This window comes from Litchfieldia alkalitelluris (assembly GCF_002019645.1).
Classification (GTDB): Bacteria; Bacillota; Bacilli; order Bacillales; family Bacillaceae_L; genus Litchfieldia; species Litchfieldia alkalitelluris.
Window position 1 is genome coordinate 2927739 of record NZ_KV917374.1, and the last position, 13525, is coordinate 2941263.

The following is a 13525-nucleotide window of genomic DNA, read 5'->3' on the forward strand; positions in this document are numbered from 1 at the left end:
TTCTCTTTTAAAAGAGGAGATTTAAAAATTTAGTCGAATAGTGTAAGTGATATTTATTAAACTAAATTTTTTCTGGATTGAGGAAAATAGATGATAAATAATTTCCGAAGAATGAGCTTCTTTAAAAAAACAATCATCATATCGACAGTAAGTGTGTTAATTGTTGGAATATTAACTGCTTTTATTAGCTTTAAGATTCAAACTGATTTGACTAAACAGTTATTATCTGATCAAGCAGTAAGCCTTGCTAATCTTTGGAAGACAACCATGTCTGTTAATGATATTGAGAGAGCTAAGACAGCAAATTCTGACGACAATCCAGCAGTAAAAAGACTGTCATATTTATTAAGTAAAATCGATGAAAAACATTCAACCTTCTCTCAAGCGTACTTATTCCCGGCCGAAATCCCAGAAAATCGAGTTTTTGAACCAATTGCTACTCCACAAATACTGCTAGATAAAGGATTCGGTTCAACATCATCATACAAAGCGAGTCATGAATTTCATCATGCTTTTTCTAAAACAATCTCAACAAATGTTAGTTCATATACAGATACATATAGTGATCAATTTGGAACATGGATTACTGCTTTTTCTCCCATATTTAATCAACATGGAAAAATGGTTGCTGTTTTGTGTGTGAGTATTGATTCCAGCTTCATCTATCAATTTCAGATAAATATCCTTGTTTCATTATTGTTGTCTTGCGTAGTTATCTTTCTAATCACCTTAATACTTCAAACTTTAAGCATGAAGAAGGTTATGTCTCCTCTTAAGGAATTGTTCATAGGGTTTCATGAGGTGAGTAGAGGGAATTTTAATATAAAACTAAAACCTAGTAACGATACTGAAATTGGTGATTTAAGTCTTAAATTTAATGAAATGACGAAACAACTTCATATTTTATTTGAGCAACTTGATGCCACGTCGGAACAATTATCCCATAAACTAACAAATTCAAAGGAACTCCAAGGCTTTGAAAAAGCAATAGGCGATATGGATCGAATCATTCAGGATAGAAAGATACAACTAGAACTCCAACGTGCTGAACGGATGAATGCAATTGGTCAGTTAGCGGCTTCAGTTGCACATGAAATTCGAAATCCAATGACTGTTGTAAAAGGTTTTTTGCAAATCTTCCATTCCAAAGAAATAATGAGCGATGAGGAAAAGGAATATATTCAATTAATGATAGCAGAAATGAATCGTGCAGAGACGATTATCAATGATTACCTATCAATGGCCAAGCCTGATATTGAAGATATAGAAACAATAAATTGTACAGAAATAGTTAAAACCGTTACAGACCTCATTACGTCTTATGCAATGTTGAAAAGTAATATCTCTATCAACTTACAAATAGACGGAATATATATCGTTAGAGGAAATAGATCCGAACTTAAGCAAGTACTTTTAAATATCATGAAAAACGCAATAGAGGCGATAAAAGAAGAAGGTCTATTAAGTATAAAACTAACCAAAGAGAACGAAATGATTAAATTTATTATTACTGATACCGGAATTGGGATGACAGGGGATGAAATCACTCGCCTTGGTACGCCCTTTTACTCATTAAAAGAAAAGGGGACAGGTATTGGACTTATGGTTTGTTATCAAATAGTTGAAAGAATGAAAGGCAGCATTGAGGTAATAAGTAAAAAAAATAGAGGAACTAGCTTTATCGTCTCACTTCCAGATGCTGAATAAAAAAGATAGCTGCCTCCTAACTAAGATGATCTTAGAGGAGACAGCTTCTTTTAGCTTTCTTTGTTTGTATCTCCAAGTTCTAGCTTTTTACCACCTATTGAAATATAGGAATACACATCCAATTCAGGTTTTGCTTTTGACATTCCCTGAATATAAGGTTTAACTAAATCTTTAAAATCTTCACTAACACCCTCTTCTTCACATAGTCCGTAAACGTACATCTTTTTTTCGTCGAACAGAAATGTAACATAACCTAAGGCTTTATCTGTTTGATTTACTACATTGATAATTTGAAACTCTGGTGTCATTAATTCTGGGGAAAGAAAAATCTGCAACCTTATTTCCTCCTTTTATCCTAAGTAAGTTGTAGTTTATTAAAAAGTGAATCATTTGTACTTTCATTAGGTTTTTTCTTTTTAACATGAATTAATGCTAGACATAATAACCCAACCACAAGAGTCAATGATGCAGTGGCTAAGAACATTCCTGTTCGTGACCAATTCATTAACCAACCAAATATAGGTGGTCCAATCGCAACCCCTAAAAATCTAACAGAACCATAAAGAGAAGTGACAAAACCTCTTTTTGCTGCATTAACAGAACCTGTTATTAAACTGTTTAGACAGGGGAGAACAAGTCCTGTACCGATACTGCTTATTACTAAAATTGAAATAAAGGGTACAAGTGATTCAAAAAACACTAATGTAGCAAATGAAATGGTCATTAGACCTGTTCCAATCAATATTAATTTTTTCATTAAGGGCATGTTCTTTCCGATCTTGCTCCCTGTGATATAGGAAGTTGTTGTCATAAAAAGAAGTGGGATGGCTAGTATAGCACCCTTTAATACACCATCTATTTTATATTGCAGCTCTAAAACATCTGATAAATAAAACAAAATACCAAATAAGGTGAATAAACAAGTTGCACCTGCTAAATAAGCTGTAAATAACCAGCGTCCTTCGTTTTTAAAGATTGTAAATAGCCCTTTGATATACTTACCGACTGAAGGGGGCTCTTTTTTTTGCTTTTTTTCTTTAACGAAGAAAATTGTAAGTAAAATTGAAAATAGACAGAATATAGGAAACGCATAAAAGGCTGCATACCAGAACAATAAGGCAAGTAATGAACCAATGATCGGAGAGATAACTTTTCCAAACCCGTTTGAGGCTTCTACCAGACCAAGGACCTTACTTTGTTGCCCACCTTTATATAAATCTCCTGTTAATGCCATTGCAATTGGTGCAGTGCCTGCTGCCCCAATACCTTGCATTACTCGTCCAACCATAATCCACATATAGGGATTTGCAAACCAAGTTGTAGCCAAGCCAGCTAATAAACCTCCAATTCCATAAAGAATTAAGGCAGGAACAATAATGGCTTTCCTCGAGAACCGGTCAGATAAATACCCTAGAACAGGTATTGATACAGCAGCTGCTACAGAAAATACGGTTATAACTAAGCTAACCTGAAATTGATTAATGCCGAGCTCCTTTTGCATTTGTGGTAAGACTGGAATAAGCATTGAATTTCCGAGTACAAGGATAAGAGGAATTGATCCAATAGCTACGATTGTCATTCCTGTATTTTTTTGACTGGACAAGTAACTTGCAACTCCTTATACATAAATTTAATACACTTGTATCTTTCCGTTTTACGTAAAAGTCTATTCCTTAAATAAAAAGCAATACGTTTGTAATATTTGGATGAAAAAAATTGGGACTGCATTATGGCCCAATCTATACACCATTTACCTATAAGTGAATAACATATCAACTGTAAAGTAAAGGAGGCGTATATCACGATGGAGTTTTTGGATTTACCTAAAAGAACGTCAAAGAACAGATTATACGGTATAACTTCGATCGCAGATTTTGGAACTCCGGTAGGACAGTTGCAGGATATTCTCAATGACTTTCACCCATTTATTGATATAGCAAAAATTGGAATTGGCTGTGCGTATGTTACACCAAATATTGAAGACAAAGTTCAATTATATAAGAATTTTAATGTAACGCCATATTTTGGTGGTACCTTATTTGAGAAATGCTACTACCAGAAGAAGTTAAAGGAATTTGTAGCAATGCTACAATCACATGAAATTGAATGGATAGAAGTGTCAAATGGTACGCTTGATATCTCATTGGATGAAAGAATTAATTTAATAAAGAAATTAAAAGGAACCTTTAATGTTGTTGGTGAAGTTGGTTCAAAAGATGCCGATAAGGATCTTTCAATCCCAGAGTGGACGAATGAAATCAACCTTTTGCTTGAAGCAGGTTGTAAATATGTCATAACAGAAGGAAGAGATTCTGGCACAGCTGGTATATATGACCGGAATGGGAAAATAAATAGTGAGTTAATTGCAGAAATGTCTAAAGATGTGGATATTAATAAGGTGATATTTGAAGCTCCAACGCCTAAAAATCAGATGTTTTTTATAAATGCATTTGGATCCAACGTAAACTTGGGGAATGTGAAATTACAAGATACATTAGTTCTAGAAACCCAAAGACGTGGATTACGCAGTGAAACTTTTTATTTGGAGGATGTTCAATGCAAATCGCCGTTATAAGGCATTTACCAACAAAATGGAATCAGCGGGGAGTGCTTCAAGGGAGTAGGGACATTCCCATACTACCTATTTCAAAAGAGACAGAAGATGTTATTAAGCAGAATAAGAAACACTTAGACCTTTTAGGAGCACCAGATTTTATATTAACTAGTTCTCTAATAAGGACTCATGAAACAGCTAAGTTATATGGATATCATTCTTTCCAGAAAGAACCTTTACTTGATGAGTTGAATTTCGGTGAATTCGAAGGATCTCCTAAGTCTTTACTTATTCAAACTCATAAACGAAAATGGCTAGAGCAGCCAAGGGATCTTATTTTAGGTGAACCTCTAGTTGAATTTGAACAGAGAATTTTTAAGTTTTTAGAATCTTATAAGGATTTTTCTAATCTCATTGTATTCGGTCATGGATCATGGATTAGGGCATTATTATCGATTAAACAAAGTGGGTCAATTAATCATATGAATCAGGTTGAAGTTAAAAATAATGATTTAAACTTACTTGAATTTTAATTACGATAAAAAAGAGAGAGATCCTTGAAAAAAATCGAATTTTTCCCAAACAAGATAGATTGCAGAAAGGAGAGGTTGAGGTTGAACGAATTATTGACTTACGAGAATTGGAAGCAAGATGATGCTGACGACATAAATCATAAAATAAAAGACTACTTTGAGATGCTGAAATGGGCCTACTCCACATATCCAAAATATGACATCGTTTATGCCTGTAGTTTTGGTGCCGAGGGTATGGTCTTAATCGATTTGATCTATAAAGTTAAAAAAGATGCGAAGATTGTATTTCTAGATACAGGAGTTCATTTTAAAGAAACATATGAATTAATTGACAAGGTTAAAGAGAACTATCCTCTCTTGGATATACAACTTAAGAAACCAGGGTTGTCGCTAGATGAGCAAAGGGATAGATATGGTGATGAATTATGGAAGGTTAATCCAAATCTTTGTTGTCAGCTTCGTAAAATTGAACCATTAAAAGAGGTATTAGGAGAAGCAAAAGCATGGATTTCAGGGTTAAGAAGAGATCAATCTCATACTAGAAAACATCTTGAGTTTATTAATAAGGACGATAAATTTGGACTTGTAAAAATATGTCCTCTAATCCATTGGTCATGGGATGATGTGTGGACATATATTAAGTTAAACAATCTTCCCTATAATGAATTACATGATAAGAACTATCCAAGTATTGGCTGTGAACCTTGTACCCAACCATCTTTATCTAATGATTTAAGATCTGGTAGATGGGCAAATCATGAAAAAACCGAGTGTGGTTTACATCTTGATAAATAATACAAGAAGCCATAGATATGAATAGGAGGTATTTATTTTGACGATTAGTAAACCACATGGTGGAAAACTAGTAGACAGAGTGAAATTAGACTATAAATTAAAAGCGGGAATGCAACAGGTTGAAATCGATGAAGTTGCATTAAGTGACTTAGAGTTGATTGCAATTGGTGCTTATAGCCCACTCAGTGGGTTCTTGGGGAAGAAAGATTATGAATCCGTCGTCCAACATATGAGACTTACAACTGGAGAGCCATGGTCAATTCCTATAACTTTACCAACCTATGAATCAGACGCAAAACAAATTCAAGTAGGTGAAGAGATTCTACTTGTCAAAGATGAGGTAGTTTATGGTGTCATGTTAGTTGAGGAAAAGTATAAACCAAATAAAGAGATTGAGGCATTTAAAGTATTTCAAACAACAGAAAGAGCACATCCTGGGGTCAAAAAGTTATATGATAGACCAAATGTCTATTTGGGTGGTCCAATTACATTAGTGAAAAGACCTGAAAAAACTAAATTTGAAAATTATTATTTAGATCCAAAACAAACTAGAGATATTTTTAAGCATCTTGGTTGGAAGACAATTGTTGGTTTCCAAACTAGAAACCCAGTGCATAGAGCACATGAATATATTCAGAAAACAGCATTAGAAACAGTAGACGGACTGTTTTTAAATCCGTTAGTTGGAGAAACAAAACAAGATGATATACCAAGTGATATTAGGATGGAGAGTTACTTGGTTTTACTAAAAAAATACTATCCAAAAAACAGAGTCTTTTTATCAGTATTTCCGGCAGCGATGAGATATGCTGGACCACGAGAGGCAATATTTCATGCGATCGTAAGAAAAAATTATGGCTGTACACACTTTATTGTCGGTCGTGATCATGCGGGTGTTGGAGATTATTATGGAACGTATGATGCACAGAAAATCTTTAGTCACTTTTCTAAGGATGAACTAGGTATTCAACCATTGTTTTTTGAGCATAGCTTTTATTGTTTAAAGTGTGAAAATATGGCATCAGCCAAAACATGCCCACATGATAAAGAAGATCATGTAATATTATCAGGTACAAAGGTAAGAGAGATGTTGAAAAACGGTCAAATGCCACCAAAGGAATTTAGCAGAGCAGAAGTTGTAGATGTGTTAATTAAAGGAATGAAAAAATCATTCACAAAGATTTAAAGGGTGAAATACATGGAACTAAGAGATAATATTGTTTGGCATAATTCAGTAATTACAAAGGGTGATAGGCACCGTTTAAATAATCACAAAAGTGGTGTTTTATGGTTTACTGGTTTGTCTGGTTCAGGGAAATCTTCACTTGCGAATGCTATGGATAGAAAGTTATATGAACTTGGTGTTAGAAGTTATGTACTAGATGGGGATAACATCAGACACGGACTTAATAAAGGATTAGGATTCGACAAGCTTGACCGACAGGAAAACATTCGAAGAATAGGCGAAGTCTCTAAATTATTCGTCGATAGTGGTCAGATTGTTAGTACAGCTTTTATTTCTCCTTTTCGCGAAGATCGTGAAACGGTTAGAAACCTTTTTGAACAAGGAGAGTTTGTTGAAATCTATGTGAAGTGCCCACTTGATATCTGTGAAACAAGAGATCCTAAGGGTTTATATAAAAAAGCGAGAACTGGTGCTATTCAAAACTTTACAGGAATCGGCTCCCCGTATGAAGAACCTGAATCTCCAGAGTTAATAATAGATACTAGTAAACTTTCAGTTAAAGAATCAGTTGATATGATTATTGAATACTTGATTGATAGAAACTTACTATGTAGATAAATTTCACTTTTTTCTCCAACTGTAATTAGGGGAGAAGAATGAGGGCACTCTCATATGATAAATAAAATCAATAATATTTGTTGATATAGACTGACAAATAATCGCGAATATAACGATTTTTAAATCGATTACAGTTGCAGTTAAAATAAAAATAAGAAGATTTATCCACATCATAATCTTGCCAGGTGACCAATTATAGCTATTGGCAATCATTAAAGCGGGGATAACCATTCCCCCACTTGAAGCACCATTTCGAATCAAAAGTCCTACGCCGACACCAAATAAGATACTTCCAATTAATATATCCGCGATTAGGTTATGATGGTAATTACCCATTGATGAAGTGATCATACTAACAGTTACTGAAGTAATTGTTACTGATAACATGGTGCGGATAGTCCACGTATACCCGAAGTATTGTAAAGCTAATATCAAAAATGCAAAATTAACAAGCCATAATGAAAAGCCAAGTGGGAGATGGAACCAATGGTTTAAAATGATAGCTAACCCTGCGGCACCACCTGAAGGAATATTATGCGGAAATAAAAAAACAGACATGGCAACCCCTTGAAATATTGCTCCAATAAATATGAACGTAAGATTCAGCATGGATTTGGTCATCATTTTAGGTGACCTCTCTGACCATGCTGTTTATTATATAATTCAATTCAAATCCCCCCAATGCATTCCTTGTCCATTATATGTGTACAAGTTTCAGATTATGTATCTGCTCTGGAAGAGCTGAGATAAAATCTATTTCTTTTAAAACAAAAATAAATCTGATAAAATCAGTTTATATGTAGATTTAGCTAGGAGATGTTAGAAATGAAAATGAAATACATACTTACGTTGATGTTTTGCTTATGTTTATTATCAGCGTGTAAAAGTAATGAACAAGCTATGAATTTTGAATTTACAGATCAAGATGGATCTGCTTTTGGTTCAAGTAATTTAGAAGGAAAAGTGTGGGTAGCGAACTTTATATTTACGAACTGTAACACTGTGTGTCCTCCAATGACTGCACATATGGCCAAATTACAGCAGATGTTAGAAGATGAAGGTGTACAAGCTGAATTAGTTTCTTTTACAGTTGATCCTGAAGTGGATAATCCCGATACGTTAAAATCTTTTGCAAATAACTTTGACGCAGACTTTGCTAATTGGCATTTTTTAACTGGTTATAGTCAAAAAGAAATAGAGGATTTTGCTAAAGAAAACTTCGCAACACTTGTACGAAAACCAGCTGATCAAGAACAAGTGATGCATGGAACATCATTTTATGTTGTTGATCAAAACGGGAATCTTGTTGAAAGTTATAGTGGTGTTGAGGATACCCCATATGAAGATATTATAGAAAAAATTAAAGAACTAAATTGATACGAGAAGGCAAGATGCATTATTGTTTAAATGTATCTTGCCTTTATATATATATAATGTTTTCGTATCTATTCCCAGGAACCTGACTCTAGGTCTAATTCAACTGGGGGTAAAGTAAAGGGGGCTTCTAAGATGAATCAAAGAATAATTTAAGACAAATCTTGTTCACTATTATTGATGCCATCACTTACAATGGTTTCAAGTTCATTCCAAAAAAATTCTTTTCCAAAATAAGTCTCGCATTCAAGGATTTCCTCAGCTTCATCTATCGTATTTACTTCATGCTTTTTATTCAAGCTGTCTTTATGTTTCATTAGTAAACACTCCTTTGTTTTTTTTAGAATGTAGTAATTTACTTAGAATGGTTTGAATTGCATTCCGATCAATCGATTCATGAAACTGTTGTATTGCCTTTTTAAAAGGCTTTAGTTGAGTATCTAGGGTTAGAATGATACCATCATCTAAGTTGTCAAATTCATCCCAGTGTTCAAAAGGGATTACTAAATGCTGTTTTTTTAATTCATGTAGATTTATTTGCTCTTGGCCGGGTAGAGCGTGATAAATAAGTGCAGGAATTCCTTTTGAGAGACACTCACTTATCGTAATTCCACCGGGTTTGGTGATCACAACGTCTGTTTCTTTATAAATCCTGTTCATCTCTTTTCGGCTAGAAATGTAAGGAAATGCTTCAATTAGCGGATTATTCAATTGCTTCACTTTTTTATACAACGTCTCATTTTTACCACACAAAATACGATAGTTAATTTTTTCACTTTTAGCCATCTTAGGGATTAATTTTTCAATCATACCAACTCCTAGGCTACCGCCCATAACTGTACAATTTTTATAATTCGTAAAATCCTTAATGTTAGAACGAGTAATCAGCGGATGGACTGGAATTCCGGTTATATATATTTTATGTTCTTCTACTCCATTTTCTTTTAGAGTCTCTTTTAACGCTTCATGAGGGACAAAATGATAATCAATATACTTTTTACCCCAAAAGCTATGTATAAAATAATCTGTATATACATTAATTATGGGGGTATTAATCATTTTGTTCTTTTTTAGTACATTTAACATGTACGAAGGAAGAGCATGGGAACATATGATTATATCAGGATTCTTTTCTTGGATTAGTCTTTTCATAAATGGTAAAAATAATTGCTCATATAGTTTATAGGACTTCTTTTCTTTACCCTCGTTATAGACCTGCTTTTGATATAGCCAATGATAGGTATTTGGAAGAGTGTGAATCCACTTTAAATAAACAGATGAAACAAGTGCTTCTATTTTTCCATAACTATACTGAAGTATATCGATTTTTTCGCACTCCAACGACTGATCTAAAGATGTGATTATACTTGTCAGTGAATCAGCCACTTGATGATGACCTGATGGTATTTGTAAAAATGGTAAAAAAAGAATCCTTTTCATTCGTATTTCACCCTTTTTTAAGGATTATGTCTTTATCTTCAAACTTCCACTAGTATTTTATTCAACTCCCTTTTTTTCCCTTAAATATTCCTTGGAGATAAACCAAAACTAAGAAAAATTAAATAAAGGAGAACGATAATAAATGATGGTTAGAGTAAGGTTCTGCTTTCTATCTATATGGACAATCCTTGACCCCATCTATTATATGTTTACAAGGCTAAAGTATATTTATTGTGAGAATAATCATCGTACAATTTTCAGGATTAGACTTACTCGCTATAAAGGTATTCCATTAACTTTAGCTGATGGAACAATAATAAAAAAAAATGACCTTCTAATAAAGATTCATTTACACAATGTAAAACTTATGAACGAGATGTGTAAAATTAAAGGAGAAACTGTAAAAGGAAGGTTAATATATAACAAAGTTAAAGAAGGACTACCTGGATTAGCTGCATATGTTCAACAACATCCTCAGTTTGATGAAATTAAAGGTATAATAGGTATTACTATGTTAAATAAGGGTTGTAAACGTCTTGGGTTTGAAACTTTCTCAATTAAAAACAAATTATACTGTTTAGTAAAGCAAATCGTATTTATACCGATGTATCTACTTACATCTAATCAATATACAAGAAACACACTAAAGCGACCACCGAAATACTTATTTATGACAAAAGGTGATTTGCTATCAAAATACTTTATAAAATAATTTCTCCATTCATTACCAATGCTATTCCTCCTCCAATTTACTATAATTGTAAAAGGAGGAGGCGATACAATGTACACTTCATTATTATTATTAATCATATTCATGATTTCATATATTATATATATAGCAAATACAAACACTAAGAGAGTTTCTATTAATAAACTTCAGTTTAAATCAGACTCACACATAACTTCTCATACAGTACCTCTTAACATCCTACATCTCTCGGACTTGCATATAGAAAATCTATCAATTTCACCTAATGAATTATATAAATATCTAAAGGATGAAGAGATTGATTTAATTGCTATTACAGGTGATTTTCTTGATCGAAAGAAAAGTATTCCAAAGTTGATTCCTTATCTTGATGTGTTGAACAAACTTTCTGCGCCTTATGGAATGTATGCAGTTTTTGGTAATCACGATTATGTACTAAAAGGAAAAAACTTTGAAGCTTTAAAGCAAACTTTAGAGAATCATGGGTGTGTCACATTACAGAATGAAAACAAGTGGATTCCGATTGGCGATAAGATGTTAAATATTATCGGGATTGATGATTACAGTACAAAAAGGAGTGATGTCGAGAAATCGTACAAAGATTTAGGGAACGGCTTTAATCTTGTGTTAACGCATGATCCAAATATTGTCTTACACATGAAAAATGTTTCTTATGATTTATTACTTTCGGGTCATTTTCATGGAGGACAAATTCACTGGCCAAAGCCATATCATCTCGCGAAAATGGGTAAATTGGCAAGATTGAATATCATTAAAGGACTTCATTATGAAGATGGGAAGCCATACTATATCAGTGAAGGTCTAGGACAAACTGGTGTTAACATTCGTGTAGGCAGTAGCCCTGAAATTACATTTCACCAGATTCATTTAGAAGAGCAAGCTTCTATAATATCAAAGGTTATTTAACTAAAAGACGCTAACCCAGTGTCTTTTTTTTATGGATGTTCGCCAGGAAGGTTCATGCTATAATACTAGGAGTCTAATTTTTAGTTTCTTTCGAAGGTAATAGAATGGTAGGTGAAAAGATGAATTTTAAGATTTTACTTATTTTTATAGCATTTGTAACTTTTATGGTAGCTTGTTCAACTCAAACGTCAACTTATTCAAGGAATGTTTATAATAACGTACTTATGTTAAAAAAGGATAATATCCCAAGTTATTTTTTCCCGAGAGATTTAAACATTGTCTCGATAGGTGATTCCCTTACTGAAGGTGTTGGTGATACAACGAACCGTGGTGGGTACACCTCGTTTTTAGAACAACAGCTTTTATTGGAAAAGGGTATTAAATCTGTTTCTATTTTCAACTACGGTGCACAAGGCCATCGAACAATGGATGTGTTAAATCGACTAAGCAATAGTATCCCAAATGAATCAATTCATAACTCAGATGCTGTGATTATTACGATAGGTGGAAACGACATGATGAAGGTTGTTGAAGAAAACTTCTTTAACTTATCATTTGATACATTTCAAAAAGAGCAGAAAACCTATCAACAAAGATTAAAATTAATTCTTGATAAAATAAAGAATGTTAACAGTGATACACACATATATGTAGTTGGATTATATAATCCCTTTTTACTAATTGGTGATGTTTCTAATGAGGTAAATATGGTAATAACTAATTGGAATGAAACAACAAGAACACTGTTAATGGAATATGAAGGTACAACCTTCGTTGAAATCGAGGATATCTTTCTTAATAACACAGAGGTTTTATTATCAAATGATGAATTCCATCCTAATACTCGAGGGTATGAGTTAATCGCTGGAAGAATTGCTGAGTACATGGAAAAGAACAATAATTAAGGGGTTTTGATGATGATTTTCACATGGCGTAATATGTTTTTTGGAATTGTCATTATAAATGTGGCAATAGTATTGGGTCTTTTCTTCTTTATTTTCTTCTCAGGGAATGATACCAACGAACTAAAATTGACAGGCTATGGGGAAGGGATAAACACAGAATCCACAATTAATCTAACAGTTCTAACAAATAAAAAGGATCTTACAACATTAATTAATAATTATTTGGAGGATGAGTTCCAGGAACAGGTACTTAACTATAAGATTGTACTAAGTGAAAAGGTCATGCTAATCGGTTCAATACCTGCGTTTGGTAAAGAAATTGATTTAGTTATGACGTTTGAACCTGTACCACAAAAAAACGGTGATTTAATTCTAGAACAAGAGTCCATTTCTTTAGGTCAAATTAAGCTCCCGGTAAATTTTGTATTACATTATATTAGTGAAAACTATGCTCTTCCTGAATGGATTACAATAGAGCCAAATCAACACAAAATTCATGCAGCTATTACCACAATGGAACTGAACAGTAATGTGGCTGTTAAGGTTGAGTCCTTTGATTTAAAAAATGACGATATAAGCTTTGGATTAATGGTACCAGTCCATAACTAATTTAGCACTCCCTTAAAAGGGAGGTTTTTTTATAGAGGAGTATATAAAGAACAAGTTTGGTATTTATCTCCCCGAACATCGGCTCTCATATCTAAGCGTACCTCACGAGGATGAGCAAAAGAATTCCTTCCCTAAGATAAAAAACGCAAAAAATTAAGTCCTAGTCAG

16 protein-coding genes are annotated in these 13525 nt (G+C 33.4%); 11 read left to right on the plus strand and 5 right to left on the minus strand.

Annotated features, from left to right (window positions below):
- Positions 1-90 precede the first annotated feature (90 nt).
- Positions 91-1707 (plus strand): ATP-binding protein, encoded by a 1617-nt coding sequence (locus BK579_RS13595; RefSeq protein ID WP_078546280.1) that lies wholly within the window; start codon positions 91-93, stop codon positions 1705-1707.
- 50 nt (positions 1708-1757) lie between these two features.
- Here the strand turns inward: BK579_RS13595 and BK579_RS13600 are convergent, their stop codons facing one another.
- Together BK579_RS13600 and BK579_RS13605 are read right to left on the minus strand one after the other, a co-directional pair.
- Positions 1758-2042, minus strand: coding sequence for a hypothetical protein (locus BK579_RS13600; protein ID WP_078546282.1), 285 nt, complete (start codon positions 2040-2042; stop codon positions 1758-1760).
- A 20-nt stretch (positions 2043-2062) separates the two neighbouring features.
- Positions 2063-3286 (minus strand): MFS transporter, encoded by a 1224-nt coding sequence (locus BK579_RS13605; RefSeq protein ID WP_235848574.1) that lies wholly within the window; start codon positions 3284-3286, stop codon positions 2063-2065.
- Between the two features lie 225 nt (positions 3287-3511).
- Here BK579_RS13605 and BK579_RS13610 point away from each other — a divergent pair, with 225 nt between their 5' ends.
- From BK579_RS13610 to cysC, 5 genes are all read left to right on the plus strand, one after another.
- Positions 3512-4282: a phosphosulfolactate synthase gene (locus BK579_RS13610; protein ID WP_078546286.1), complete on the plus strand. Its 771-nt coding sequence runs from the start codon at positions 3512-3514 to the stop codon at positions 4280-4282.
- Complete coding sequence (locus BK579_RS13615; RefSeq protein ID WP_078546288.1) at positions 4264-4794, plus strand: histidine phosphatase family protein; 531 nt, start codon at positions 4264-4266, stop codon at positions 4792-4794. The genes BK579_RS13610 and BK579_RS13615 overlap by 19 nt, the downstream gene beginning before the upstream one ends.
- A gap of 81 nt (positions 4795-4875) precedes the next feature.
- Positions 4876-5589, plus strand: a complete 714-nt coding sequence (locus BK579_RS13620) for a phosphoadenylyl-sulfate reductase (RefSeq protein WP_078546290.1) — start codon at positions 4876-4878, stop codon at positions 5587-5589.
- 37 nt (positions 5590-5626) lie between these two features.
- Positions 5627-6775: a sulfate adenylyltransferase gene (gene sat, locus BK579_RS13625; RefSeq protein ID WP_078546292.1), complete on the plus strand. Its 1149-nt coding sequence runs from the start codon at positions 5627-5629 to the stop codon at positions 6773-6775.
- A 12-nt stretch (positions 6776-6787) separates the two neighbouring features.
- Positions 6788-7393, plus strand: a complete 606-nt coding sequence (gene cysC / locus BK579_RS13630; RefSeq protein WP_078546294.1) for an adenylyl-sulfate kinase — start codon at positions 6788-6790, stop codon at positions 7391-7393.
- A gap of 3 nt (positions 7394-7396) precedes the next feature.
- Here cysC and BK579_RS13635 read toward each other — a convergent pair whose 3' ends face one another.
- Positions 7397-8017 (minus strand): YitT family protein, encoded by a 621-nt coding sequence (locus BK579_RS13635; protein ID WP_328589278.1) that lies wholly within the window; start codon positions 8015-8017, stop codon positions 7397-7399.
- 207 nt (positions 8018-8224) lie between these two features.
- Here BK579_RS13635 and BK579_RS13640 point away from each other — a divergent pair, with 207 nt between their 5' ends.
- Positions 8225-8770, plus strand: coding sequence for an SCO family protein (locus tag BK579_RS13640; RefSeq protein WP_078550585.1), 546 nt, complete (start codon positions 8225-8227; stop codon positions 8768-8770).
- Positions 8771-8919: 149 nt separating this feature from the next.
- On the opposite strand, the gene BK579_RS25630 is transcribed toward BK579_RS13640, so the two are convergent.
- Positions 8920-9084, minus strand: a complete 165-nt coding sequence (locus BK579_RS25630) for a hypothetical protein (RefSeq protein WP_169891140.1) — start codon at positions 9082-9084, stop codon at positions 8920-8922.
- A complete protein-coding gene (locus BK579_RS13645) occupies positions 9074-10207 on the minus strand; it encodes an MGDG synthase family glycosyltransferase (protein ID WP_078546297.1) in 1134 nt (377 codons plus the stop codon). The genes BK579_RS25630 and BK579_RS13645 overlap by 11 nt, the downstream gene beginning before the upstream one ends.
- A gap of 142 nt (positions 10208-10349) precedes the next feature.
- Here BK579_RS13645 and BK579_RS13650 point away from each other — a divergent pair, with 142 nt between their 5' ends.
- From BK579_RS13650 to BK579_RS13665, 4 genes are all read left to right on the plus strand, one after another.
- A complete protein-coding gene (locus BK579_RS13650; RefSeq protein WP_078546299.1) occupies positions 10350-10919 on the plus strand; it encodes a YkoP family protein in 570 nt (189 codons plus the stop codon).
- Between the two features lie 69 nt (positions 10920-10988).
- Positions 10989-11843 carry a metallophosphoesterase gene (locus BK579_RS13655; protein WP_078546301.1) on the plus strand — a complete coding sequence of 285 codons (855 nt, stop codon included), beginning with the start codon at positions 10989-10991 and terminating at the stop codon, positions 11841-11843.
- Between the two features lie 119 nt (positions 11844-11962).
- Positions 11963-12748, plus strand: a complete 786-nt coding sequence (locus BK579_RS13660) for a GDSL-type esterase/lipase family protein (RefSeq protein WP_169891141.1) — start codon at positions 11963-11965, stop codon at positions 12746-12748.
- A 12-nt stretch (positions 12749-12760) separates the two neighbouring features.
- A complete protein-coding gene (locus BK579_RS13665; protein ID WP_169891142.1) occupies positions 12761-13357 on the plus strand; it encodes a YpmS family protein in 597 nt (198 codons plus the stop codon).
- Positions 13358-13525: the final 168 nt, after the last annotated feature.